This window comes from Pseudomonas sp. LBUM1647 (assembly GCF_059716175.1).
This window is the reverse complement of record NZ_CP166809.1, coordinates 2,849,042-2,874,745: the sequence shown is the minus strand read 5'-3', so window position 1 is coordinate 2,874,745 and position 25,704 is coordinate 2,849,042. Positions and strand designations below refer to the sequence as shown.

25 protein-coding genes are annotated in these 25,704 nt (G+C 61.3%); 11 read left to right on the top strand and 14 right to left on the bottom strand.

The genetic code is table 11. The annotated features are described in order from the left end of the window. The 3 genes from ACA059_RS13075 to ACA059_RS13065 all read right to left on the bottom strand — a co-directional run bounded on the left by ACA059_RS13075 (position 1) and on the right by ACA059_RS13065 (position 3,300). Positions 1-1,272, bottom strand: a complete 1,272-nt coding sequence (locus ACA059_RS13075) for an epoxide hydrolase family protein (RefSeq protein ID WP_497634152.1) — start codon at positions 1,270-1,272, stop codon at positions 1-3. A gap of 172 nt (positions 1,273-1,444) precedes the next feature. After that, a complete protein-coding gene (locus tag ACA059_RS13070; RefSeq protein ID WP_282480460.1) occupies positions 1,445-1,861 on the bottom strand; it encodes an organic hydroperoxide resistance protein in 417 nt (138 codons plus the stop codon). A gap of 107 nt (positions 1,862-1,968) precedes the next feature. After that, positions 1,969-3,300, bottom strand: coding sequence for an aminotransferase-like domain-containing protein (locus ACA059_RS13065; protein WP_497634151.1), 1,332 nt, complete (start codon positions 3,298-3,300; stop codon positions 1,969-1,971). 83 nt (positions 3,301-3,383) lie between these two features. Between ACA059_RS13065 and ACA059_RS13060 the strand changes: the two genes are divergently transcribed. Beyond that, positions 3,384-4,274, top strand: a complete 891-nt coding sequence (locus tag ACA059_RS13060; RefSeq protein WP_497634150.1) for a DMT family transporter — start codon at positions 3,384-3,386, stop codon at positions 4,272-4,274. On the opposite strand, the gene ACA059_RS13055 is transcribed toward ACA059_RS13060, so the two are convergent. Next, entirely contained in the window at positions 4,222-4,629 is a 408-nt protein-coding gene (locus tag ACA059_RS13055; RefSeq protein WP_497634149.1) for a hypothetical protein, read from the bottom strand. The genes ACA059_RS13060 and ACA059_RS13055 overlap by 53 nt on opposite strands. Positions 4,630-4,802: 173 nt before the next feature. On the opposite strand from ACA059_RS13055, the gene ACA059_RS13050 reads away from it, so the two are divergent. Beyond that, entirely contained in the window at positions 4,803-5,663 is an 861-nt protein-coding gene (locus tag ACA059_RS13050) for a CAP domain-containing protein (RefSeq protein WP_497634148.1), read from the top strand. A gap of 16 nt (positions 5,664-5,679) precedes the next feature. Here the strand turns inward: ACA059_RS13050 and ACA059_RS13045 are convergent, their stop codons facing one another. From ACA059_RS13045 to galB, 5 genes are all read right to left on the bottom strand, one after another. After that, positions 5,680-6,315, bottom strand: a complete 636-nt coding sequence (locus ACA059_RS13045) for an NHL repeat-containing protein (protein ID WP_497634146.1) — start codon at positions 6,313-6,315, stop codon at positions 5,680-5,682. 36 nt (positions 6,316-6,351) lie between these two features. After that, positions 6,352-7,572, bottom strand: a complete 1,221-nt coding sequence (locus ACA059_RS13040) for a winged helix-turn-helix domain-containing protein (protein WP_497634144.1) — start codon at positions 7,570-7,572, stop codon at positions 6,352-6,354. A gap of 225 nt (positions 7,573-7,797) precedes the next feature. Further along, the gene (locus ACA059_RS13035) at positions 7,798-8,880 is read right to left on the bottom strand and encodes a 4-oxalomesaconate tautomerase (protein ID WP_497634142.1); all 1,083 of its coding nucleotides are present in this window, start codon (positions 8,878-8,880) and stop codon (positions 7,798-7,800) included. 2 nt (positions 8,881-8,882) lie between these two features. After that, positions 8,883-9,599: a 4-carboxy-4-hydroxy-2-oxoadipate aldolase/oxaloacetate decarboxylase gene (locus tag ACA059_RS13030; protein WP_497634141.1), complete on the bottom strand. Its 717-nt coding sequence runs from the start codon at positions 9,597-9,599 to the stop codon at positions 8,883-8,885. Beyond that, on the bottom strand, positions 9,596-10,330 hold the full coding sequence (gene galB, locus ACA059_RS13025) for a 4-oxalmesaconate hydratase (protein ID WP_497634140.1): 735 nt from the start codon (positions 10,328-10,330) through the stop codon (positions 9,596-9,598). The genes ACA059_RS13030 and galB overlap by 4 nt, the downstream gene beginning before the upstream one ends. A 157-nt stretch (positions 10,331-10,487) precedes the next feature. Between galB and ACA059_RS13020 the strand changes: the two genes are divergently transcribed. After that, positions 10,488-11,696, top strand: coding sequence for a LysR family transcriptional regulator (locus ACA059_RS13020; RefSeq protein WP_497634672.1), 1,209 nt, complete (start codon positions 10,488-10,490; stop codon positions 11,694-11,696). 184 nt (positions 11,697-11,880) lie between these two features. Here ACA059_RS13020 and ACA059_RS13015 read toward each other — a convergent pair whose 3' ends face one another. From ACA059_RS13015 to ACA059_RS12995, 5 genes are all read right to left on the bottom strand, one after another. After that, positions 11,881-13,128, bottom strand: a complete 1,248-nt coding sequence (locus ACA059_RS13015) for an OprD family porin (RefSeq protein WP_497634138.1) — start codon at positions 13,126-13,128, stop codon at positions 11,881-11,883. A gap of 138 nt (positions 13,129-13,266) precedes the next feature. Next, a complete protein-coding gene (locus ACA059_RS13010; RefSeq protein WP_497634137.1) occupies positions 13,267-14,529 on the bottom strand; it encodes a gallate dioxygenase in 1,263 nt (420 codons plus the stop codon). 25 nt (positions 14,530-14,554) lie between these two features. Further along, complete coding sequence (locus tag ACA059_RS13005; protein ID WP_497634136.1) at positions 14,555-15,892, bottom strand: MFS transporter; 1,338 nt, start codon at positions 15,890-15,892, stop codon at positions 14,555-14,557. 163 nt (positions 15,893-16,055) lie between these two features. Then, on the bottom strand, positions 16,056-16,709 hold the full coding sequence (locus tag ACA059_RS13000; protein ID WP_497634135.1) for a DUF2238 domain-containing protein: 654 nt from the start codon (positions 16,707-16,709) through the stop codon (positions 16,056-16,058). A gap of 97 nt (positions 16,710-16,806) precedes the next feature. Beyond that, positions 16,807-17,724: a LysR substrate-binding domain-containing protein gene (locus tag ACA059_RS12995; RefSeq protein ID WP_497634134.1), complete on the bottom strand. Its 918-nt coding sequence runs from the start codon at positions 17,722-17,724 to the stop codon at positions 16,807-16,809. Between the two features lie 199 nt (positions 17,725-17,923). On the opposite strand from ACA059_RS12995, the gene ACA059_RS12990 reads away from it, so the two are divergent. The 8 genes from ACA059_RS12990 (at position 17,924) to ACA059_RS12955 (ending at position 25,700) form a co-directional block, all read left to right on the top strand. Beyond that, positions 17,924-19,216 carry an MFS transporter gene (locus tag ACA059_RS12990; protein ID WP_497634132.1) on the top strand — a complete coding sequence of 431 codons (1,293 nt, stop codon included), beginning with the start codon at positions 17,924-17,926 and terminating at the stop codon, positions 19,214-19,216. Positions 19,217-19,246: 30 nt separating this feature from the next. Next, entirely contained in the window at positions 19,247-20,473 is a 1,227-nt protein-coding gene (locus tag ACA059_RS12985) for a CaiB/BaiF CoA transferase family protein (protein WP_497634131.1), read from the top strand. Further along, positions 20,470-21,264 carry a methylmalonyl-CoA decarboxylase gene (gene scpB, locus ACA059_RS12980; protein ID WP_497634129.1) on the top strand — a complete coding sequence of 265 codons (795 nt, stop codon included), beginning with the start codon at positions 20,470-20,472 and terminating at the stop codon, positions 21,262-21,264. Before ACA059_RS12985 ends, scpB begins: the two co-directional genes overlap by 4 nt. Positions 21,265-21,700: 436 nt before the next feature. After that, complete coding sequence (locus tag ACA059_RS12975) at positions 21,701-22,537, top strand: ABC transporter ATP-binding protein (RefSeq protein ID WP_497634671.1); 837 nt, start codon at positions 21,701-21,703, stop codon at positions 22,535-22,537. A 39-nt stretch (positions 22,538-22,576) separates the two neighbouring features. Next, positions 22,577-23,578 carry an ABC transporter substrate-binding protein gene (locus ACA059_RS12970; protein WP_497634128.1) on the top strand — a complete coding sequence of 334 codons (1,002 nt, stop codon included), beginning with the start codon at positions 22,577-22,579 and terminating at the stop codon, positions 23,576-23,578. Positions 23,579-23,606: 28 nt separating this feature from the next. Then, positions 23,607-24,383 (top strand): ABC transporter permease, encoded by a 777-nt coding sequence (locus tag ACA059_RS12965; RefSeq protein ID WP_027923579.1) that lies wholly within the window; start codon positions 23,607-23,609, stop codon positions 24,381-24,383. Beyond that, entirely contained in the window at positions 24,380-25,147 is a 768-nt protein-coding gene (locus tag ACA059_RS12960; protein ID WP_497634127.1) for an SDR family oxidoreductase, read from the top strand. The genes ACA059_RS12965 and ACA059_RS12960 overlap by 4 nt, the downstream gene beginning before the upstream one ends. A gap of 13 nt (positions 25,148-25,160) precedes the next feature. After that, on the top strand, positions 25,161-25,700 hold the full coding sequence (locus ACA059_RS12955; protein WP_497634126.1) for a cupin domain-containing protein: 540 nt from the start codon (positions 25,161-25,163) through the stop codon (positions 25,698-25,700). Positions 25,701-25,704: the final 4 nt, after the last annotated feature.

Here is a 25,704-nt window from a genome sequence, read left to right as displayed (position 1 = left end):
TTAGCGCAGCGATCGGAACGCCGTGCGAAGTTCCTCGGTAAAAAGTTGTGGTTGTTCCCAAGCCGCGAAGTGGCCGCCCTTATCGGCCTGGTGGAAGTAGATCAGGTTGCTATAGGCGCGCCGGGCCCACGACTCTGGCGGGCAGTAGACATCCTCTGGAAACACGGTGACGGCCACCGGCAGCGAAATCTCGGTGGTCTTCTGTGCGGCCGAAGACAGAGGACTTCGCCCCATGTTCTCCCAGTAGAGCCTTGCTGCCGAGGCGGCGCTATTCGTCAGCCAGTAGAGCGTGATGTCGTCCAGCACTTCATCCTTCGTCGGCGACTGTTGGGGGTCGGCGCCGTATGTCCACCGGGCAAAGCCTGGATGCACGAGCATGAGCGCAGCGAGGAAGGCCGGTGAATCCGTCGCGCCGTAACCGATCATCTGCGGTCGCGCGGCCATCATCGTGCTGTACGCCAGGTTCCCCTGTTTGACGAGCGTGGCGACGGCGTCATAGGTCGCGCGCTCCTCTTCGGAAAATCCCGCTGGCGCCGGTCCGCCGACAGCGAGCGCCGCGCTCGCCTCCGCCGGTATCGTGGCTGGCAGGTTAAGGTGAATGCCGCGCAACCCAGCCGGTGCCTGGCGCGCCATCGCGCTGGTAATGGGCGCGCCCCAGTCGCCACCCTGGGCGACGTAGTGGGTGTACTCGAGGCGCTGCATCAGCTGCACCCAGACCCGCGCGATGTGGTCCGGATCCCAACCGATACCAGTCGGCTTGCCAGAGAAACCGTAGCCAGGAATGGACGGAATCACCACATCGAAGGCATCTGCCGCATTGCCCCCGTGCGCGGGCGGATCGGTGAGCGGACCGACGACTTTGATGAACTCGAACACGGAGCCAGGCCACCCGTGGGTCATGATCATCGGCAAAGCGTTCGGGTGGGGGGAACGCACCCAGATAAAGTGGATATCGACCCCGTCGAGGGTGGTCACGTACTGCGCCAGAGTACTGAGCTGCGCCTCGGCCTTGCGCCAGTCGTAGTCCGTGCCCCAGTAGCGAACCAGCGCCTGCAGTTGTTCCAGCTGTACGCCCTGTGATCGATCGGAAACCGTCTCTTTGTCCGGCCAGCGAGTCGCCGCGATACGGTTGCGCAGATCGGTGAGTTCCTTGTCCGCAACATTGACGTGGAAGGGTTGAATGGCCTGAGGATCGGCAGCAGGAGCGGCGTTGGCGAGGGCCGAGACGCAAAGCGCGAGGGTGGCGATAGCAACCGCGAATAGGGGCTTCATCTTCATTACCTCAGTTGAGGGTCACGATGAGTGATGAGTTTGCGCTTATCGGTCACCGAAGACGCTTTACCAGCCAGTCAGAGAAGACATTGGGCACGTGAGCCATATCGCAAGGGCGAAACGCCAAGCTTCACCCTTGCGATGACTTGCCGATGTGCGTAACAGGTCCGGCTCAGACCAGGTTGATTTCGACGTTGATGTTGCCCCGCGTGGCTTTGGAATACGGACACAGCTTGTGCCCTTCATCCACCAGCGCCCGGGCCGTTTCGCGATCCATCCCTGGCAGGCTGATGTTGAGGCGCGCCTGCAGGAGGTAACCGCCTGTGTTGGTGCCCAGGTCAACTTCGGCGTCAATGGCCAGGTCAGGCGGGAGCGTGACCTTCATTTTGCCGGCAGCGACCTGCATCGCACCGATGAAGCAGGCTGACCAACCCGTGGCGAACAACTGCTCCGGATTGGTGCCGTCGCCCTTGGTGCCAGGGGACGAAAGCTTGACTTCGAGACGTCCATCATCACTGCGTGAGGCGCCGTCCCGTCCACCGGTGGTGTGGACTTTGGCGGTGTACAGTACTTTTTCGATCTGGGTCATGATGATCTCCTGATTGAAAATGCTGGATGAAAAAGATTGCCCTCCGTGAGCGTATCGACCAGTCCTTCTTGGACCTTTCAATATAGACGGCGGTGGGCGACTTCGGGCTATGTGTAAGCACCAATCACCCACTTAACTTTTTCAAGCGCCTCTCGAAGTGCGCCCATCTCTGCCGACCCCAGCGCCAAGCGAATCGCATGCGGTACATGAGCAGAAGTGGCAAAAGGCTCAGCGGTTGAAACCGCGACTTTTTCACGCAGCAGCGCCGCGGCGACCTGGTCGGCTCTTGCGTCCTCAGACAAAGGCAGCCAAAGAAAATAGGACGACGGGTGGCGAATACACGGAAGGCCCGCCAGCACTTCCGCGGCCATGGTTTGCCTCGCCTGCGCATCCTGGCGTTTTTCAGCTTCCAACTGCATGACCGTGCCATCGTCGAGCCACGTGCTCGCGATCGCCGTCAGCACGCCGGGGGTATTCCAGGTGGTCGCCCTGATCGTTCGCTCCAGCGCGGGCACTTTTTCAGCCGGGGCGGCGACGAAACCTACGCGCAGCCCAGTGGCCACACTCTTGGAGAGCCCTGAAACGTAAACGGTCCGCTCGGGGGCGAGTTGCGCCAACGGTGCAGGCGGATCCTCGGCAAGGAAGGCATACGCGGCGTCCTCGATGATGAGCAAGTCATGCCTGCGCGCAATCGTCACCATCGACTCGCGTTGATCGGCACTCATCACCCATCCCAGCGGATTGTGCAGCGTCGGCATCGTGTACACCGCCCGCACGCGGCGACTCCGGCACAGACGGTCTAGCGCCTCCAGATCAGGTCCCTGTTCGGTCACGGGAATGGGCACGATTTCAAGGTGCAAGGCTTCGGCCAGTACGATGAATCCTGAATAGGTCAGCGCATCCGCTGCAATCACATCACCGGGTTGCAGCAGCGCCATCATCGTCACGGCCAGCCCATGCTGGGCACCACTGACCATTAACACTTGCTCGGCATCCACCGTCAGCCCTCGGGCGAGCAAATGGCGCGACACCGAGGCGCGCTCATGCAGACGCCCGGCGTGTGGCTGGTAGCGCAACAGGGACTCCAGATCACCGCCCGACGCGAGTTGGCGCAGCGCATTTCGCAAGAGTTCTGCCTGCCCTGGCAGCGAGGGATAATTGAAGTTGAGGTCGGTCATTCCCACGGCAACGTTTTTCTGGTCGATACCCAAGCCCGGCGGCAACGACGTCTCCCGCACGAACGTGCCTCGCCCCGTCTCGCCGCTGACCAGCCCCATGGCTTCGAGCTCTGCGTAGACCCGACTGGCGGTCACCAGCGCCAGCCCTTCTGTCGCCGCCAGTTGGCGATGCGTCGGCAAGCGCGTGCCTGGCAACAATCGGCCTGACCGGATGTCAGCCGCCAAAGCATCCACTAATGACTTGTACCGTGAACGAGGCATGTCGAGATGTATCCATGACGATTTTTTGATTGTAGTGATCTTCGATCATACGATGGAACTCTGCAAATTCAGAGTGCCCTCAAATGGAACGGACCCTGCAAAACCCAATGACGGAAAAGACCGCGAGCGGATGGCTCAACGGGTTTATCGGGGTGCTGATTTTCAGCGGCTCGCTGCCGGCCACACGGTTGGCCGTGCTGGAGTTCGACCCGGTTTTTCTGACCGTTGCCCGAGCGGCGATCGCCGGGCTTCTGGCGCTTTGCATGCTTGTGCTGTTTAAAGAAAAACGGCCCGCCCAACGTCAGCTTATGCCCTTGGCGATCGTGGCAATGGGCGTTGTAGTAGGGTTTCCGCTGCTGACGGCGCTGGCGCTTCAGTACGTGACATCGGCGCATTCCATCGTCTTCGTTGGCCTGTTGCCGCTCGCCACTGCGGTGTTCGGCGTGTTGCGCGGCGGGGAGCGTCCCCGGCCGGTGTTCTGGTTCTTCTCGGTGTTGGGCAGCGCTTTGGTCGTGGGATTTGCCGTCGCGCAAGGCCTGACCGCTTCGCCGACCGGCGACATGCTCATGCTGCTGGCCATCCTCGCCTGCGGGCTGGGTTATGCCGAAGGCGCAAAGCTTTCAAGAACACTGGGAGGCTGGCAGGTGATCTCTTGGGCATTGCTGCTGTCGCTGCCCGTCATGGTCCCGCTGACCTGGTTTCTGGCCCCGGCTTCGTTCTCGGGAATCTCTACATCCGCGTGGCTCAGCCTGGCTTACGTATCGATCTTCAGCATGCTGATCGGTTTCGTATTCTGGTACCGCGGGCTGGCCCAAGGGGGGATTGCCGCCGTCGGCCAGCTGCAACTGCTGCAGCCGTTTTTTGGTTTGGCGCTAGCGGCCACGCTGCTTCACGAACACGTGAGCATCGGCATGCTGGGGGTTACCGTCGCGGTGATCCTTTGCGTGGCCGGGGCGAGAAAGTTTTCGAAATGAGCGGACGCGACAAGCGTTGTTGCCAGTTTCCGCCATTGGCGCGCTGACATTCTTCTTCAGAATCGTACTGCACATGGGCCGATACCGGGCTGACGAGAACGTCCGCTTCGCTTAACGCAATGGCCGTCAACTCGACCATGCGCTCGCCCTGCCCAGTGGCCAGCGCCTGATCTTTACTGGCCTGCGTATCGAAGACCCAGATGACCCGCAGACTGGAGGGAAACAGGTCGTAATCGATCTCGTGGGTCAGCCAGCAGAACCCGACGATGTCCACTTTGGCCGTCTCACACGCCTCGGTCAGGGTGGCCACCAGGCGACGGTCGATGTGCGCCTGATCGCGTTTGCTTAGCGGCATGGGTGGGTCCTTGTGACGGGTAAAAAGGAGCCATCATACGACACCTCCATGTCCTCTTTGGGAGACGCACTGCGCCCAGCGCAAATATGTCTATTTCGCCCGTGAACCTTGTGTTGAAGCGCCAGTCATAGCCGAGCCGTGAATCCCACTTGCCCGCTCAGAGCTGTCCATCCATGCGCCAAACCCTCCTGTCCTTTCGCGTTGCCTCGCTCTGTTTCATTCCTCTGTTTTCCCTGTTCGCCAACCCCGCCCACGCCGGTGCCGAAAGGCAGTTGGTGGAAGCCATCAACGACTACCGCGCTCACCCCGATCGCTGCTCGGGGCGCGCGGGTCGAGCAATATCGCCGCTGGCGTTGAAGTCCAACCTGGCCTTGCCGATCGGCTATGGCGGCGGTGTGCGGGATCGATTGAAAGCGTCTGGCTATCAGGCGGTGACAGTGCGCACGATTCGCGTGGTCGGTGCGCAGGATGCCGATGAGGCCTTCGACATGCTCCAGAGCGATTACTGCGCGGCGTTGCTCGATACCCAATATGCCGACATTGGTGTCAGTAGCGCCCGGAGTGAGTGGCAAGTGGTGCTGGCGCAGCCCGTGCTGGACAGTCGCGTGGGTGATTCGCGAGTCGTCAGTAAAGCGTTACTGGCACAGGTCAATGCGGCACGCTCAAAGCCGCGCCTTTGCGGTCGTCAGCGCTTCGCCGCCGCACGGCCATTGGCCTGGAACGCAGCCCTGGGCGCAGCGGCGCAAGGGCACAGTAAAGCGATGGCCTACGGCAACTACTTCGCCCACCAGGACCCCGACGGTGACATGCCCGCGGACAGGGCCAGGGCCGCTGGTTTCCGTGGCCGGCAGATCGGCGAGAACATCGCTGCCGGCCAGGGTTCACCGAGCAAGGCAATGTCGGGCTGGCTGGCCAGCCCCGGGCATTGCGCCAACCTGATGAACCCGATGTTTACCCAGATGGGCGCAGCCTATGCGGCGGACGCGCGTAGCGATGAAGGCGTTTATTGGACGATGTTGTTTGGCGCGCCGTGAGTGATTGAGCGGCGCCTCATTTGGGGCGCCGCACCGCCCTCACCTTCCCACTGCCGCCGCCGCCGCCGCCGCAGAAAAACTGATCGCCGCCGTCCGATTCAAGCCCCGACACCCCGACGCCGACCGGCAGCTTCACGCTCTCCAACACCTCGCCGGTGGTCGAATCGATATGGCGTAACTCACTCTCGTCTTCTTCCCAGGTGCCATGCCAAAGCTGCCCCTCGACCCAGGTCACCCCGGTGACGAAACGGTTGGATTCAAGGGTGCGCAGAATCGCGCCGGTCTCGGGATCGATCTGATGAATCTTGCGATCCCGATACTCGCCGACCCACAGCGTCCCTTCCGCCCACGTCAGCCCTGAGTCACTGTCGCCAGGCGCCGGAATAGTCGCGAGTACACGGCCGGTCTGCGGGTCAATTTTCTGGATGCGGTCCTCGGCGATCTGGAACAGGTGCTGGCCGTCGAAGGCGGTGCCGGCATGGGCGGCGACATCGATTGAACGCAGTGTCTTGCCACTTTCAGGGTCCAGGACGTTGAGTTTATCGCCGGTGGCAAACCACACGTGCCGGCCGTCCCAGGTGACGCCATGCACCTTGTCGACACCGGCAAAGGGTCCATATTCACGAAGGATTTTGGCTGCTGACTGTTTCATGTTGGCATTCCTCGTTACGGGTGGGTGGCGTTCATCCTAGTCACCCGGCAGCGGCACCGGGAGTAACAAGGTCGTCGCGAAACCCGGCACCGGCGGGGTCATCCAGCGACGTGCCCGGCCGCGACCGAACGACTGCACCTTGCCCGCGCGGGTCAGTTCGTCGAGTGCCCGTTGCACCGTGCGCTGGCTGGCACCGAGGGCCAGTGCCAGGGCCGAGCTCGACCACGATTCACCGTCGACGAGGAAAGCGAACACCGACCCGTGCTTCTCTTCGACGTGTTGCGCCAGCACCACAACGTCGGAGGCAACCAGCGACACCAGCGCAAACCCGCGTTTAGTTGCAGTCACGCCGGCCAAGGGTTTCAGCGCCGCACGCAACCGCCCGACTTCGACTCGCAACCGCGCACGAAGTGACTCATCGGCGTGCTTCAAACGAAAGGCCCGGGTAATCAGCGTTTCCCTCGACACGTCGGCCGGCCACGCTTCGGCCAGTGCCCGTGCGAGGGCGAACAAGACCGGGCGTGTGGCGAGGGACACCGACATGCCGGTGCCACGCACCACGTAGCGACAGGCGTCCACGACCAGCGACGTGGACGCAAGCAACGCTTCAACCTCATCCAGCAACAGAGGCCGTTCTTCGCCATGGGCAATCAAACGCGCGACGGGCGTGTTCAGGGCAAGGGCAGCGTTTTCCACCTCGGCCGTCAGCGCAGGAATATCGGCGTCGCGCGCGGCGTGCTCGGCTCTTGTGAGTGCAGACCGCGCCTTGTTCGTCTCGAGTCGTCGCATCGCGATCCCCGCCACGACCAGTTCGTGGGCGGCGCGCAATGCTGGCGGTAATGGGGCGGGGTCAAGCTCGGCGAGCAGTACGTCGGCCTCCTCGAGATGCCCGATCAGCAGCAAACGCCGAATCTGCAAATACCGCGCATGAGCGGCGTTCACTCGATCGCCGTGCGTCTCAAGCGTCACTCGCGCTGACTCAAGTGCCTTCACCGGCCAGCCCAACTCCCGGGAGGCCAGCGCGATCTCGGCCTCGGCGACTACGCACCGCGCCCGAGCCAAGGCCTCCTTCGGCCCGAAGGCCCGCGCCGCCCTCTGCACCAGCGCCTTGGCTCGCACCAGATCGCCGAGTTGCGCCATCGCAATACCACGCAACGCCAGCGCCGGCGCATCGTCGCGCAACGCGACCCGGTTCAGCGCGCCGAGCGGATCACCCGCCGCCAGCGCCTGCGCTGCGGCTGTGATCAGCGAGTCCATCTGAGTTCCGCCACAGCTGTCACTCCCACTGTCGGATGTTCGCTGTTGAGTCTATCTCACGATGACCTATCACGAAGGCTCCCCTTGTAGCAGCTGCCGAAGCCTGCGTCCGGCTGCGAAGCAGTCGTAAAATCGGAACTCGCGGTGTTTCAGGAAGACCTTGCAAGCCGGGTTTACGACTGCTGCGCAGCCGGACGCAGCCTTCGCCAGCTGCTACAGATCGCGTTAAGGATTAGCGGACCAGAGGCTGTCGGGGATGCACACGACACCCTCGAACAGCAGCCGCGCGGTGCGCATCAACCCGCAACCCGCCAACTGCCCGTCCTGCAGGCGCAGCTCCACGGTGAACTCCCCCGTAGGGTGCTCGACCGAGAGCCGCTTCACTTCCCCCGCATCGACCCTGGCCAGACCCGCCGCCACACTCCCCTTGATCAAGCAGCCAGCCGCAACACTGACCGCCCCGAACACGCCGATGCTGGTGTGGCAACGATGAGGAATGAAGGTGCGGGTGCTCAGCGCCCCGCCCGCTTGGGCGGGTGCAACCAGGCACATTTTTGGAACATTGCGCCGGCTCACGTCACCCAGACTCATCTGCGGTCCGGCCTGCAAGCGGATCGATTCGAGCCGGGCTTTCAGTTTCGTGTCGGCATCCAGTTGTTCAGGGCGCTCATAACCGCTGCAACCCAAATCTTCAGCGCGGATCAGCACCACCGGCATGCCGTTATCGATGCAGGTGACGTCGACACCGTCGAACACATCCACAACATTGCCGGTCGGCAGCAGCGCTCCGCAACTGGAGCCGGCGACATCCTCGAACTCGACGATCAACGGTGCGGCATAACCTGGCGCTCCATCGATCCGCGCCCCACCTGAATAGCTGACTAAACCATTGGGCGTGGGCACATGCGCCACTGCTATCTGCCCGGTGTTCTCCATGAAGATCCGCACCGGGGTGATGGCGCCTGTGACCTTCACCAGCCCACGTTCGATGGCGAACGGCCCGACGCCGGCGAGGATGTTGCCGCAGTTCTGGCCGTAATCGACACGAGGTTCCTCGACCAGCACTTGCGCGAACAGGTAATCGACATCGGCCTCGGCACGGGTGGACGGCTTGATGATTGCCACCTTGCTGGTCAGCGAGTCGCCACCACCGATGCCATCGATCTGACGACCGTCCGGCGACCCCATCACCGCCAGCAACACACGGTCGCGCAGCACCGGTTGTTCCGGCAAATCGCTGGCCAGGAAGTAAGCCGCTTTCGACGTCCCCCCGCGCATCAGCAGGCAGGGAATGCGTGTCTGTCCCATGTTCAGTCTCCGAGGTCGTCGAGACTGTCGACGTAGCGCAAACCCTTTTCGGCCAGACGCAAACGCATGTTGTAGATGTCGAGCCCCAACTCACCCTTGGCCAGGCGCAGGGCTTTCTGCTCTTCCAGATCGGCGCGTGCGCGGCTGGCTTCGACGACTTGCGGGACTTCGTCGCGACGCACGATGACCACACCATCGTCATCGGCGACAACGACATCGCCCGGGTGAACCAACTGACCGGCGCAAACGATGGGAAGGTTGACCGAGCCCAGTGTCTCTTTGATCGTGCCCTGGGCACTGATGGCGCGGGACCAGACCGGGAAGCCCATTTCACGCAGCGTGTGGGTGTCCCGCACGCCGGCGTCGATCACCAATGCGCGCACACCGTGCGCCTTGAGCGAGGTCGCCAGCAGGTCGCCGAAGTAGCCATCGGTACACGGCGAGCTCGGGGCAACCACCAGGATATCCCCCGGGCGACATTGCTCGACGGCCACATGGAACATCCAGTTATCGCCGGGTGCTACCAGCACCGTGACCGCCGAACCACTGATCACGGTCCCCTGTTGAATCGGCCTGATCGACGATGCCAGCAGCCCTTTGCGCCCCTGCGACTCATGAATGGTGGCGACACCGTAGCGACTCAGCTCATCGACAAGCGCAGCCTCGGCCCTGTCGATGTTACGGACCACGATGCCGGTTTTTCCGATCAGTTCGCTCATGCCAGATTCTCCGTCACGCGCGGGAAGATGCTCTGGTAGCCCTCGGCATAAACGATGTTGCGGCCGGAGGTGATGCCGACGTTGCGTTTGGCTTGCACGCCGCGTTGCAGGGCGACGCGGGTGTAGTACTCCCAGAGATGTTCCTGACCGGCCATGCACTGGATGGCAGCGTACTTTTTGTCCCAGACTTCGGTGATGTCCAAAAAAATGTCGGGGCGCCATTCGCATTGCTCGGGCTGGTGCGGTTCGAAGCTGTACACCGGCGGTGCGCCGACGATCTTCTCGCCCGGTTTGTAGCCCTCGGCCTGGGCGATGATGCGTGCCTCTTGCGTCAGGTTCATGGCCAGTGGGTGATCGTAGTTGTAGGGGTCTTTCAGCGAGTGGCTGAGGACGAATTCCGGCTGGACCTTGCGAAACACATCGGCCAGGCGGAACAGCGTTTCTTTATCGGCGCGCATCGGGTAGTCGCCGATGTCGAAGAACTCGACGCTGGCGCCCAAAATATCGGCGGCGGCCTGGGCTTCTTCGCGGCGTGCGGCTTTGACTTTCTGTTCGCTCATGTCGCCCTTGCGCCACAGCTTGGCGGACTCGCCACGCTCGCCGAAGGACAGACAGACGATGTGCACGGCGTATCCCTGCTGCGCATGCAGCGCGATGGCACCGCCCGCACGCCAGACGAAATCGGCAGAGTGTGCGCTGACGACCAGCGCGTTTTTCGGTGACTCGATCATTGCGGGTACTCCTCCTGCGTTTCGAAAGAGCATCGCACTGCGACCCGCCAGCGGAGTAATGCGTTCGAGTGTTCGAGGTATGCGTTTTTTTTATTGCCACCCTATCAGGGCAACGGCATAGTCCGGCTCATACGCGGACCTTCAGAGCATGAGCCCCATGGAACCCAGTGAACTTCCCAGCCTGATGCACGTACGGGCCTTCGTCCGGGTGGCCGATCACGGGAGCGTTTCCAAAGCTTCTGTCGCCCTGTTTCGCGCTCAGTCGGTGGTGACCCGGTCGATTTCCGAACTGGAGACCCGGCTTGACGTGCCCTTGTTCGAACGGCACGCCAACGGCATGCGATTGACCGACTTTGGCGAGCGATTGTTGCCCCGGGCACGGCGCGTGCTGGCAGAACTGGACACCGTGCCGAAGCTGTTGGGCTCAGGGGAAAAACAGGCGGTCGAGCCGCTTTATCTGTTCCAGGCCAGGCGCCTGCAAGTGTTCGTCAAACTCTGTGAAACCCACCACATGCAGACCGTGGCCAGCCTCCTCGGCCTGAGCCAACCCGCCGTCAGCTCGACCCTAAAGGTGCTGGAAAGTGGCTGCGGTCAAAGCCTCTTCGAGCGCACGCCTCGCGGGTTGCAGCCGACCCGTGCCAGCCATGAAATCCTGTTCCCGATCCGCCGGGCACTGAACGAATTGCGTCACATCGAGACCGACATCACCGCCATCCGCGGCGCCCTGCAAGGCGTAGTGCATGTCGGCGCCCTGCCCTTGGGCCGCACGCGGATATTGCCCGAAGCCATCGTGCGTCTGATGGCCGAGCATTCGGGTATCCAGGTGATCACCAACGAAAGCCCTTTCGATCTGCTCGCGACCGAATTGCGCGCTGGCGATGTAGATTTCATTTTCGGTGCATTGCGCTCGGCGGCTTATGCCAGCGACCTCGTCGGCGAGTCACTGCTCACGGAAGAAATGGTGGTGCTGGCACGACGGGGTCATCCGCTTTATTCGAAAACCGACCTGCACGATGAACTCAGCGGCGCCCAATGGGTGCTGCCCCGCGCCGGTTCACCGGCCCGTCAAATGCTCGATGACTGTTTCACCGGGTTCGGCATCGCTGCGCCGCGACCCGTGGTGGAAAGCGGCGATATGGCAATCATTCGTGGCCTGTTGCTGCGCTCGGACATGCTCGCGGCAGTCTCCGCTCACCAGCTGGAACAGGAGATTGCCTCCGGCGAGCTGTGCATCCTGCCGCTGGTGCTGAAACAGACCACCCGGGCCATCGGCCTGACCTACCGCAACGGCTGCCTGCATTCACCGGTGGCTCAAGCCCTGATGGACATGATTCGTCGGGTGATCCGCGAGCAGGCAGCCATGTAGCCAAGGCACACGCGACCTGTAGCAGCTGCCGAAGCCTGCGTTCGGCTGCGCAGCAGTCGTGAAATCAGACAATGCGGTGTTTCAGGAAGACCGTGCATTCAGGTTTTACGACTGCTTCGCAGCCGAACGCAGGCTTCGCCAGCTGCTACAAAGTTCGTGTTAAGGCACGCCGTTTAGCTTGGCTTTAGAACAGATTGATGGGATAGCTGACGATCAAGCGGTTTTCGTCGAACTCGTTGGTGCTGTAATCGCGGCGAATGCTGGAGTTGCGCAGGCGCATGTTGAGGTTCTTGAAGGTGCCGCTCTGCACCGTGTAAGCCAGTTCCGATTCACGACCCCATTCCTTGCCATCGCTGACCGCCCCCACGTGCACGTTGTCACCGCTGATGTAGCGGTTCATCAAAGTCAGACCGGGCACGCCAAGGGCGACGAAGTTGTAGTCATGGCGCAGCTGCCAGGATTTCTCCCGGGCGTTGTCGTAGCTGTTGTTGTAGCTGTCGTTGGCCAGGGTGCCGCCGCTGGTGCCGTTGACCCGCATCCACGCATCATCGCCGCTGAGTTTCTGCAGGCCGACGTAGAACGTGTTGCCGCCATAACGGGCCGACAGCAGCGCCGAAAAGGTGCGGTTGTCCAGGTCGCCGGCGCGGGCGCTGCCGTCCTCGCGGCCCCAGAAGTAACCCAGATTCGCGCCCAGGGTCCAGGCGCCGAGCGGCTGACTGTGGACGAGTTGCAGGTACTGCTGCTGGTAAATGTCTTTGAGCTCGGCATTCCACACACCGATCATCGTGCGTTTTTCATTGAAGCTATATTCGCCGCCGACGAAGTTGAAACGATCAGAGGTGAACGCGGTTTTACCCTGCATGAACATGTCTTCCATGCTCGAATCGTTGCGCGGGCTGTTCTGGCGGAACTGACCGCCGTACAGGGTCAGGCCGTCGATATCCTGCGAGGTGATCTGCCCACCCTGGAAGGTTTGCGGCAGTGAGCGGCCATCGTCGGAACGCAGGATCGGCAACACCGGCATCCATTCACCGACCTTCAATTCGGTTTTCCCTACTTTCATTTTCCCGGCCACCGCCAGTCGGCCAAAGTCGTCGGCAGGACGCCCGTCACCATCGATCGGCAACAATTGCGTACCGCCCGTGCCTTTACCGCCATCGAGCTTGACCGAGTACAGCCCCAACGCATCCACCCCGAAGCCAACCGGGCCTTGAGTGAAACCGGACCTCATGTCGAGGATGAAGCTCTGGGTCCACTCCTCGGCCTTGCCCTGTGGGTAGGCCGGGTTGGTGAAGTTGCGGTTGATGTAGAAGTTGCGCAGGTTCAGGTTCGCGCTGGCATCGTCCAGAAAACCTGCAGCCGAGCCCTCCACAGGCAGCGCGGATACGACGGCCAGCGTGAAGAGGATTCGATGATTAACGGTGATTTTCATTGTTATTGTTTTCCGATTTTTGGGTAAAGAAATGCCCTGCGCCCGGAAGTGCCGAGCACAGTGAGGTCAATCAAATTCGTTGCGATGGCGGCTCAGAATGAGCCGCCCAAGACTGTTGGAGCGTTGAGCCCCGAATGATCAGCGAGGGGCTTTGCCCGCCACCGAATACAGCACCTGCTGGTTTCTGGTTTTCATGAACTCTTCCAGGCTCTGCCCACGCATCGCCGCGTAGACCTGCAGATTGGGAATCCCGAGGACCGCAGCGAGTTTTTCCAGAACGAAGAAGATCGCTCCGTAATGGATCAACCCGCGCCAGTCGCGACGTCGCAGCAGATCGCGTTCCTCGTCGCTCAGCCCGCCTTCATCGAACAGCGCTTCGGGCGCCTCAAGAAAGCGCTGACGCCACTCGGGTTCGATCATGCGGTGCAGAAACTTGTTGAGGCGATAACCTTTGGCGCTGCGCTCCAGAGTGAACGGATACGTCCCCTCGAGTTTCTCGATGCCGGCCAACTGGTGCTGCATATGCTGCAAGTGCCGTGCGTTGACCTCGGCAGGAACGGGCCGGTCCTGGTTCTCCAGCAGCAAAGTTGCAATGCCGGTCATCGACGGCAAGTAGTAGTCCTGATGCAGGTTTTTCACCGTGGCCGACAACGCACCGCGCATGATCAGCCAGGTGATCACCTCTGAGCCCTCCAGGCCGCCGAGGGTGGCGAACTCAGCCAGGGTCATTTCAGTCAGGCGCACCGGGTCGTTGACCAGCAGATCAATGAATTGCTCATCCCACTGCGGGTTGTTGAAACCGCACCGCTCGCCATGCACCTGATGGGACACGCCACCGGTGGCGACGATGGCCACCTTCAGGTCCTCGGGGTAGCTTTCAATCGCCCGCCGCAAGGCCAGCCCCAACTTGTAGCAACGCAACGCGCTGGGCACCGGGAATTGCAGCACGCCGACTTGAAGCGGCACGATCTCCACCGGCCAGTCAGGTGTGCAAGGCAACAGCGCAGACATCGGCGAGAAGAAGCCGTGGTCCAGCGGCTTGTCGCGGAAGAAGCTCATGTCGAATTCGTCGGCCATCAGGCTTTCGCCGATGTGCCGCGACAGCGCCGCATGCCCGCCGATCGAAGGCAGCGAGCGTGGATTGCCGCCCTCGTCGGCGACCTCGTAACGCTCGTCGACCCCAAGGGAAAACGCGCCGTAGTGGTCGAAGAAAAACGACGTCACATGGTCATTGAAGATGTAGAACAACACATCCGGTTGCTGCTCCTTCAACCAGACCTTGATCGGTTCGAAGCCTTCGAAAATCGGCGCCCAGGCCGCCTCATTCTGTTTATCGTGATCGACCGCGAAGCCTATCGTGGGAGTGTGAGATACAGCGAGGCCACCAATGATGCGTGCCATGACGAGTTCCTTTGTACGAAAAAGATTATTGCGTCAGCAATGTCTGACTGACCCGGCGCCGCGCATGACCGTTGGCCAGGATCGCCAGTGCCGCGATGAAGGCCGGCAAGCCCAACATAGCGAAGAGCAACGGCAGGCCCAGACCGAGGCTGAGCACCGCGCCGCCGATGAGAGAACCAAAGATAGCCCCGAAGCGGCCGATGCCGAGCATCCAGCTCACACCGGTGGCGCGGAAATCGGTCGGGTAGTAACCGGGGGCGAACGCGTTGAGACCGGTCTGTGCACCGCTCATGCAGAAACCCGCGGCAATCACGCCAAACGCCAACAGGCTCGACTCCAGGCTGAACGCCCCCAGCAGCAGAATAAACGCGCCGCCCAGGGCATAAGAGGTGGCAATAACCGTGTTCGGATTGCGCCGGTCCATGGCCCAGCCGACCACGATCGCCCCGACGGTGCCGCCGATCTGGAACAGGCCGGTGATGGTGGCCGCCCGTTCGATGGAGAGACCGCCTTCGCGCAACAGCGTCGGCATCCAGCCCATGGTCAGGTAAATCACCAATAGCCCCATGAAGTAGGTCAACCAGAGTGCGAGGGTGCCGAAGCGATAAGGCTCAGTGAACAGCATGCGCACTGGCGCTTTGTGCTGAACCTGGGGTTCGGCAATCGTAAACGCAGTGGTTGCCGTGAAAGTCCCGCCCAACTTGTTCAGCACCTTGGCGATCTGGCTGGCCGGCGCATTGCGAGCGGCCAGAAATCGTGCCGACTCAGGCAACAGCAGCCAGAGAAATGGCAGCAGCATCAGCGGCAGAATCCCCCCGGCGAGCAGCACCGATTGCCAGCCGTGGCTCGGAATCAGCCAGGCCGCGAGCAAACCGCCCATCCCCGAGCCCATGTTGAATCCGGTGAACATAATGGTGATGAACAGCGAACGATTGCGCTCAGGCAGGTATTCGGACAGCAGCGTGGTGGTATTGGGCAACGCGGCGCCCAGCGCCACGCCAGTCAACAAGCGCAAGGCCGCCAGTTCATAGGGATTGCGGGCAAACGCACACGCCAGGCTCAGTACGCTGAAACCGGTCACGGCAAACAACAGCACCTTCTTGCGTCCCAAACGATCGGCGTACGGGCCGGCCGTCAAGGCACCGATGGCCAGACCGACCATTCCAGCGCTCATCACCGGGCCAAACGCCGCTTTGGACAGCCCCCACTCCTGAATCAGCGAAGGGGCGATAAACCCCATGACCGCGACGTCGAAGCCATCGAACAGAACAATGAAAAAGCACAGGCTCATGATGAGCCACTGGTATCGGGCAACCGGCCGGTTGTCGATCCACGCTTTGATATCGACCGTTTCGTTACTCATGCTTTCACCTTCTTATTTTTGTAGAAATTCCGACAGGCTTGGAAGGGTTGCCGACCAGGAGGCCACCCGACATTCGAATGTTGGGCGTGACTCTAAAGCCGCAGGTGCCTGCCCCGCCTCTGGGAAATCCTTAAGCGGGTATCGGTTTTTCTTATCGGGTGATTTAAAACGGTTGCTCGGCCTGAGGAACGGCGCGCTTTTGCTGGCACAGCAAAACCACGCACTCGCTGACGAAGGCGCCTGCCACCGCCAGCGCCATGTCTTTCTGTGAATCCCAAGGATCGTTCTGCGCGCCGACGAAGGCACGCGAGGTGTCGTCGCCCAGGTAGGCGCCACCGAACCATTCCACCAGTTCGTAAATGGCCGACGTCGACAGAATGATGTTCAACGCCATAAACACCAACCAGAAACCCCGTAACGGCGTCAGTCGCACCAACACTTCTCGAATGGGATAGACCATCAACAGCCCGTAACTCAAATGGACCAGCCGATCAAAATGATTGCGATGAAACCCCAGCGTTGTATCGAAGCTGACCCCAGTCAAGGCTGAACACCATTGGTCATACGGCACCTTGGCATAGGTGTAGTGAGAACCCAGCTCGTGAATGCACAGGAAAACGAATACCAGGCTGATGGAAACAGCCGACAGGCGAAACCGGCCGGAGACAGCCACCAGCGCGCCCACCAAAAACAGCACCAACAGGTTTTCCAGTGTCCAATCCACTCGGCTGCGGGGTGAATAACCCGACACCACGACGATCAACACAAACAGCATCAGCAGCATCAGGTCGTATCGCTGGTGTGCCTTGGGCTGCATGGTTTGAGTTCCTCAATCGGTGAATGAGTCCTTCTACATGGATCAACCGATCGCGAGTCCGGTTCAGGCACACCGACAAAAGGCAGCCCTCACAACGTCATCGTCCAGCCGCCCACCCCGGCTGCCGCCCGAAGTCTTTGAACAGTTCAAAAATAGTCGCTTTGACCTTTTGCACGGCGTTGCTCTCGACGACCGTGTCATGCCAGCACAGCGAAAGATCACGGGTAAACAGTCGATGATCAATCCTGGCCAGCTTGAGCCTGTGTTGCTCAAGTTCAACGTGGGCGGCCGCCCACGGCAGGATCGTCACGCCCAGTTTGGCCAGGACGGCCGAGAACAGCAGGTCCGTGGAGTTGGCCTCGAACTCAACCTCACAGTGCAGGCCAGCCTCCTGGAACGCCGACTCGACCCGGCTGCGAATCGTGTTCGGCGCACAGGGCAGCACCAGCGGCATCTTCGCCAACGCCTCGATCGACACCGGTCCATCCGGTAATGAAAATTCGGGCCACGCCACCAGGTACAGCGTTTCGGTGAACAGCCGCTGCATGGCCATGCCACGGGTTTCCACCGCATCGACATTCACCGCCAACGCCACCCGCCCCACCGTGATCAGGCGTCCAAGGTCGGCGCTCGGTGCATCGATCAACTCCAGCTTGATGCCCGGATAGCGACTGCGAATCGTGCGCGCAAGCGGAATCGCCAGCATGCGTGCGGTACTCGACGGCATGCCGACCGACACTTTGCCTTGCGGGAATTCGGCGTCCTGACGCAGCAGTTCCTGGGTGCCGTCGGCCTGACGCACCAGTTCGATGGCATGCCGATACAGCGTCTGCCCCGCCGCCGTAGGAACCACGCCATGCACGCTGCGCTCGAGCAGTTGCATGTCCATGTCCAGTTCCAGATTGCGCATCTGCTGGCTGATCGCAGGCTGCGCAATATGCAGCGCTTCGCTGGCGCGGGTGATGTTGCCGCACTCGACCACTTTGATGAAATACCGCAGCTGGCGCAGGTCCATGCATCCCTCCAAAGCCATATAACTTTCCGATGGAAGCAGAGGAATATCATATTTGAAGCTTATGAGATACGACGCCTAGACTCGTCTCACAACAAACGAAGCGCCAACGGCCGTCACCGGCAAGCAGCGCTTCTATAGGCCTGATCAAGGTCAATGGGAGATCTTAATGTCTAGAGCATTAACAGCATCAGCAACGAGCGTGAAGCCCATCAAGACGCCCCTGACCCGCGAGCAGATTCGTGGCTTCTGGACGGTCTACGTGGGATGGGTTCTGGATGGGGTGGATTCGGTGATCTTCGCCCTGGTTCTGATTCCTGCCCTGACCGAGCTGCTGCCCGCCTCGGGCATTGAGCCCACCGCCACCAACATCGCCATGTACGGGTCGATCACGTTCGGGTTGTTTCTGATCGGCTGGGGGATGTCGTTCATCTGGGGGCCGCTCGCCGACCGCTTTGGCCGGGTGAAAATGCTCGCCGCCAGCATCCTGGTCTACTCCCTGTTTACCGGCGCGGCAGCGTTCTCGGAGAACATCTGGCAGTTGGCGGCGTTCCGGCTGATCGCCGGGATCGGCGTCGGCGGCGAGTGGGCACTCGCCGGCACCTATGTCGCCGAGAGCTGGCCGGAAGACCGGCGCAAGATGGGCGCGGGTTATCTGCAAACCGGCTACTACTTTGGCTTCTTCATTGCCGCGCTGCTGAACTACACCGTCGGCGCTACCTATGGCTGGCGCGTGATGTTTCTCTGCGGTCTGTTCCCGGCGTTCATTGCGATCTATACCGCGCTGAAAGTGAAAGAGCCGGGCCAGGTGCGCAAGCCTGCGCTCAACATCAAAACGCCCGAGTTGAAGCCTGCAACCCGCGCGTCGTGGTGGGAAATCTTTGCACCGGCCTTTCGGCGTCGCACGCTGACCAGCTCTTTATTGGTCGGGGTCGCCATCGTCGGCTTGTGGGCCGGCTCGGTGTACGAAGCGACGGCCGTCGTCACGCTGGCTACCCAGGCGGGTATCGATCACGTCGGCGCGGTGCACCTTGCCTCCATCGGCGCGGCGGTGCTGTCGCTCAGCACGATTCTGGGTTGCCTCGTGGCGCCCTGGCTGGCCGAACGACTGGGCCGGCGGGTTGCGCTGGGCATCTATTTCGCCGGCATGGCGGCATCGATCATCGTCGCGTTCGGCTGGGTGTTCTATATGGACGATGGCCTTCACCTGTTCATGGTGTCGCTGGTGTTCCTCGGTTTCTTCGGCGGCAACTTCGCGATTTTCTCCCTCTGGCTGCCCGAGCAGTATCCGACCCGGATCCGCGCCACGGCCTTCGCCTTCAATGCCTCGGTCGGCCGCTTCATCGGCGCCGGCGTCAACTTCCTGCTGGCCGCGGCGATTCACTGGTACGGCTCGCTCGGCGCGCCCATCGCCTGGACGGCCGCGGCCTTTGTGGTCGGCATTCTGATCCTGCCGTTTGCCGTCGAAACCCGTGATCAAACCTTGCCGCAATAACACGCACCTGACCATTCACTGGAGAACCCTATGCAAGCGTTGCAAGGCGTGAAGATTGTTGATCTGAGTCGCGCGCTGTCGGGGCCGTTCTGCACCATGGTGCTGGCAGACCTCGGGGCTGATGTGATCAAGGTCGAGCCCGGCCCGACCGGCGACATGAGCCGCACCTGGGGTCCGTTCGACCGGGGCGTGAGCACTTACTACCTGTCGTGTAACCGCAACAAGCGCGGCCTGTGCATCGACTTCCGCAATCCCCAGGGATTGGCCACGATCCAGCGGCTGATCGATGACGCCGACGTCGTCATCGAGAACTTCAAACCCGGCACGCTGGAGAGTATGGGGCTCGGTTATGACGTACTCAGAGCCCGCAACCCGCGACTGATCATGGGCAGCATCAACGCCTTTGGCGCGGACGGGCCGATGAGCAGCTGGCCGGGTTTCGACCAGATTGCCCAAGGTTATTCGGGGCTGATGAGCCTGACCGGTTTCGTCGATGGCGACCCGACGCGTACCGGCACCGCCATCGGCGATTTGACCTCGGGCATGTGGCTGGTGACGGCGGTGTTGGCGGCCCTGCTGGAACGCTCGTCGACCGGGCAAGGCCAGCACGTCAGCACGTCGTTGCTAGCCAGTCTGGTCGGGCTGTTGAGTGTGCACGGCCAGCGCTATCTCAGCCTGGGTGATGTGCCGCGTCGTACCGGCAATGCGCATTCGGTGATTGCGCCTTATGGCGTGTTCCAGACGCTGGACGGTCCGCTGAATCTGGCGCCGATCACCTCGGCCATGTGGGGGCGTTTGTGCGTGCTGCTCGATTTACCCGAGTTGCCGGATGACCCGCGATTTGCTACCAACGAAGCACGCGTCGAACGGCGTGACGAGTTGCGGGAGATTCTGGAAAGCCGCTTGAAAACCCGCAGCAAACTCGAATGGACCACGCTGTTCGTCGAGGCAGGATTGCCCGCCGGTCCGATCAACACGCTCGACGAAGTGTTCGACGACCCGCAAGTGCTGCACAGCCAACTGACCGAGACACTCACACACCCGACACTTGGCGCATTGCGTCAGGTAGTGACACCGGTGTTCAGCGCCACCGACGGCGCCGCCAGCCGTCCCCCGCCGCTGCTGGGCGAACACACCGTCGAAGTCCTGCGCGAAGCCGGTTTCGATGCCGCATCGATCAACGCGCTGCTCACCGCCAAGGTCGTGTTCCAGGACACCGACGACTCGCCCGCACAATCAACAGGAACCGCACAATGAACCCAACTTCCTCCGCCACCGTGACCGTCAACATCGTCGATGAACGCATCGCGCGGGTGGTGTTCAGCAACTCCACCCACCGCAACGCCCTCAGCGCGCAGTTGCTGGCATCCCTCGACGAAAGCCTCGCCGCCCTCGCCTCCCAACGCGTCCCCGTGGTGATACTCGGCAGCGAAGTGGGCCAGCCGGTGTGGAGCGCCGGCCACGACATACGCGAACTGCAACACGACCGCGACCCGATTGCCTACGGCAAACCCCTCGAACAGGTATTGCGCCGCATCCGCGCCTACCCCGGCGTGGTGATCGCCCTGATTTCCGGTTCGGTATGGGGCGGAGCGGTCGACCTGGCCATGAGCTGCGACCTGGTCGTTGCCGATCACAGCGTCAGCTTCGCGATGACCCCGGCCAACATCGGCCTGCCCTACACCACCAGCGGGTTGCTGCGGTTCTTCAACAATTTGCCGATTCATGTGCTGAAGGAAATGTTCTTCACGGCGCAGAAACTTGATGCCGAACGCGCTGAAAGATTTGGTTTGGTGAACAGGCTGGTCGACAGCGACTCGCTGGAATCGACTGCGCTCGGAATAGCCCAAGGCATCGCCGCCAAAGCGCCCCTGGCCATTGCGGCGGTGAAGGAGCAATTGCGCATTCTGGAAGACCTGCAACCGATGCCCGTGCAGGCGATGGAGCAGATTGCGGAACTGCGGCGACAGGCCTGTGAGAGCGCCGATTTCACTGAAGGGCTGGCGGCCTTCGCCGAGCGACGGCCGGCGGTGTTTAGCGGGCGATAGACTGATCTGAAAATGTCTGTGCTTGTGCTGCCGCCTTCGTCGGAACGCCGCCCGGAGCGAGCTTGCTCCGGGCGGCGATCCGACGATGAGGCCCGAAAGTACAACAATAATCCCGACCCAGAATGCAAAAAGCCGCCCCCTCGTTTCACATGTAAAACAAAATCCTCTATTTCTCCCCTCTCCGCGTTACCTCCACAACCCCTTCTTCCTCGTCGTTTCCCATGGCATGCACATTCGATGTGAAATTTCGTGCCATACAAGAAACCACGTTTCGTATATGAAACACGCCAAAAACCTCAAAAACATCACAACCCATTAATAAACAAGGTTTTTTAAACAAAAACTCAACCTGGCATTCGGCTGGCATTGTTCATGCACTAAACACCGTATCACCTATAAAACAGACCAGAGACCCTTCCCAATGGCTGTGAACGAGATGTACGCCATCGCCCCTCAATGGAATAAACCCGCTCCCAAGGAAGATCTGGAGCCCATCGAAATTGAATTTCGCAATGTCGGCAAATATTTCCCGGCCAAAGGAAAATCCGAAGCGCCGTTTGCCATTCGCGACGTCAATTTCAAGATTCGCCGCGGTGAAGTGGTGTCGATCATCGGCCCTTCCGGTTGCGGCAAAAGCACCATCCTCAACATGGGCTCCGGCCTGTATCGACCTTCCGAAGGAGAAGTGTTCGTCGGCGGTGAAGCGGTCACAGGGCCGGTTCGCCAGGTCGCTTTCATGTTGCAAAAAGACCTGCTGATGCCATGGCGCAGCATTCGTCGCAATGTCGAACTGGGTCTGGAAATTCAAGGTGTACCGGCCGCCAAGCGTCAGGCCTTGGCCAAAGATCTGCTCGATCGTTGCCACCTGCAAGGCTTTGCCGACCACTACCCGTTCCAGCTGTCGGGCGGCATGCGTCAGCGTGCGGCCCTGGCTCGGACCTTGGCCATCGACCCGCAAGTGCTGTTCCTCGACGAGCCGTTCTCGGCCCTGGATGCGCAGACCAAGATGATCCTGCAGCAAGACATGGCGCGGATGCTGTTCGACGAAAAGAAAACCGCCCTGTTCATTACCCATGACCTGATCGAAGCCATCGCCATGTCCGACCGGCTGCTGGTCATGAGTGCCCGCCCGGGCACCATCATCGAAGAAATCAACGTCGACCTGCCGTTTCGCGACAACCCGCTGGAGCGCCGCAAGCTGCCGGAGATCGGTCCGCTGGCCGGTCGCCTGATGGAGTTGCTGAAAGTCGGCGAAGACACCGAACTGCATTGATCAACGCCCTTGCGGCCATCAACCGATTCAGGAGTACGCATGTTCAAGTCTCTGTTTCAACGCTTCAGCCAGGCCACCGGCATTGCGCTCGGTCTGGGTATGGCCTTCGCTGCACAGGCGCAGCCAACCGACGTGACCTACTTGTTGCCGGCGCCGCCGAACTCGCCGGCGTTCGCCCCGTGGATCATCGCCCAGGAAAAGGGTTACTACGCCGCCCAGAACCTGAACATGACCTTCATCGCGGCCAAGGGCGGTGTGGACGTGGCGAAACAGATCGGTGCCGGTAACGCCATGCTCGGCGGTGCCCTGGGTGATACCCCGATTGTGGTGCGGGCCAACGGTATTCCGGTGCGCTCCGTCGCCGTGCTGGGCGCCGGCGGTGTGACCATGATTGCCACCAACGCCGCCGAAAATATCAACTCGATCACGGACCTCAAGGGCAAAACCATGACGGTGATGTCCTACTCGGACACCACCTACTACGCCTTGCTCGCCTCCCTTCGCAAAGCAGGCCTGAGCAAGACTGACGTGAGTATCCAGGCGGCCGGCCCGTCGGGCGTCTGGCAGTTGTTCTCGGCTGACAAAGCCCAGGCGATGGCGGGCGTACCGGACTGGGTGGTCAACGCCGAAGAAGCCGGTGTGAAGATCAAACTGATCCCGCAATCGCAAATTTTCGAGAGCATGGCTCAGGCGATCCTCGCTTCGGACGACGCCATCAAGACGCACCCGGAGATTGTTCGCGGCGTGGTCCAGGCCACCCTGCAAGGTATGCACGACATCATCCAGGACCCGCGCGCCGCCGCGGTCACCTTCGCCAAAGCCGTGCCCGCCTACGCCGGCAAGGAAGATTCGCTGGAGAAGGTCTTCAAGCTCTACGTCGAACACGTCTACGCCAATCAAACCGTACTGGGCCGCATCGATCCGGCGCGGCTGGAAGCAGTGCGCAAGTTCTATGTCAGCGAAGGCATCGTCACCCAGGAACCGAAGCTCGACGACCTGTACACCAACCAGTTCATCGACACCCAAACAGCTGCGCAATAACGGCGAGTGACAACAAGGTAACGACACGATGAAAAACCTCAATAACTCCATGCTCGGCAGCGTTGCCCTGCTGATCCTGTTCCTGGTGCTCTGGCAATGGGGCCCGGGATTGCTCGGCATGCCTGAATTCGTCATGCCGCACCTGAGCCGCGTGGCCCAGGAAAGTGTGGTGATGTGGCAAACCGGCGGCCTGCTGCAACACACCTTGATCACCGCATTCGAGATCATCGTCGGCTTCGGCCTGGGTGCTCTGCTCGGTGTGGCTATCGGTGTTTCGCTCGGCCTCTCACCCGCTGCCGAAGCCATGCTGTCGCCTTACATTCTGGCCCTGCAAATCGCCCCCAAAGTTGCCTTTGCCCCGCTGTTCGTGATGTGGCTGGGCTACACCATCTACCCGAAGATCCTGATCGCCATCCTGATTGTGTTCTTCCCGGTGATGATCAACGTGCTGTCGGCCATCCGCACCGTTGACCCGGACATGATCAACCTGGTCCGGACCATGAACGCCAGCCGCTGGCAGATCTTCCGCCTGGTGGAGTTCCCCTCGGCCATGGCTGCGCTGTTCTCGGGCTTGCGCATCGCCTCGACCCTGGCCGTGATCGGCGTCACTGTCGGTGAGCTGGTCGGCGGTAACCAGGGCCTGGGCTTCCTGCTGGTCGATGCCGAAGGTCAGGGCAACACCGCGGGCGTATTCGTCGCCATTGTCATGCTCACGCTGATCGGTGTGCTCTCCTATGGCGCGGTGGTCTGGGCCGAGAAACGCGTTCTGCATTACATGCCCAAAGCCATGCTGAGTACGCAATGATGACGGCCCTCAATCGTTTGCTCGAAGGCCGCCGCGTGCTGGTCACCGGGGGCGCCCGCGGATTGGGTTATGCCTTTGCCCAGGCCATCGGCCGCGCCGGTGCCCACGTGGTGATCGCTGACATTCTTGCCGAACGCGTCCAGCAATCGGCCACTGAACTCGTCGCCGAAGGCCTGACCGTGCATGGCGTGACGGTTGATCTGGCGCAACCCGATTCGATCGATGCCTGCGTGGCTGAAGCCACCCGCTTGCTCGGCGGGCTCGACGGCCTGGTGAACAACGCGTCAATCACCAATTCCGGCGGCAAGACCTGCGAAGAGCTGAGCCTCGAGACTTGGGATCAGGTCATGCAGGTCAACGTGCGCGGCACCTGGTTGATGACCAAGGCGTGTCTGCCGGCCCTGCGCGCCAGTGGTCGTGGCGCCATCGTCAACCTGGCGTCGGACACGCCGCTGTGGGGTGCGCCCAACCTGCTGGCCTATGTCGCCAGCAAGGGCGCAATCATCGCGATGACCCGCAGCCTGGCCCGCGAACTGGGCACCGACAACATCACGGTCAACGCCATCGCGCCCGGCCTGGTGCTGGTCGAAGCGACCGCCTACGTGCCCGAAGCACGTCACCGTTTGTACAACGACCACCGGGCCATTCAACGCCCGCAACTTCCCGAAGACGTCAGCGGCGCCGTGCTGTTCGCGCTGTCCGACCTCGCCCGTTTCATCACTGGACAAACCTTGCCGGTCAACGGCGGGTTCGTCATGCCTTGATCAGGAGACAGCCATGACCGATCTATCCGCACAACAAACGTCCACGAAAAGCTGGGAACAGCCAGCCGGCAGCGATCTCGAAAGCTGGATGAAAACCCGCATCGCCCGCTACGACACGCGCAAGTACGACTGGAACGCGCTGAAGTTCCAGGCCGACTACGACCCGAAATTCCGTCGTGCGCAAATGCGCTACATCGGCACCGGCGGCACGGGTGTGAGCACCGACATGAACACCATCCCGTCGGAGAACTTCACGTTCTCCACCATGGTGATTCCGGCCGGTCACGAAGGCCCGCCACACCTGCACACCGACGTTGAAGAAGTGTTCTTTGTGCTGCGCGGCAAACTCAAAGTGGTGATCGAGAAGGACGGTGAGCGTTTCGAAACCATCCTCACCGACCGCGACGTGATTTCCGTGCCGCCCGGCGTGTACCGCGAAGAAATCAACATCGGCGATGAAGACGCGCTGATGTGCGTGATGCTCGGCGCGAAAAAACCGCTGACCCCGACCTACCCGCCAGAACACCCTCTGGCCTCGATCAAGCGCGGATAAACCC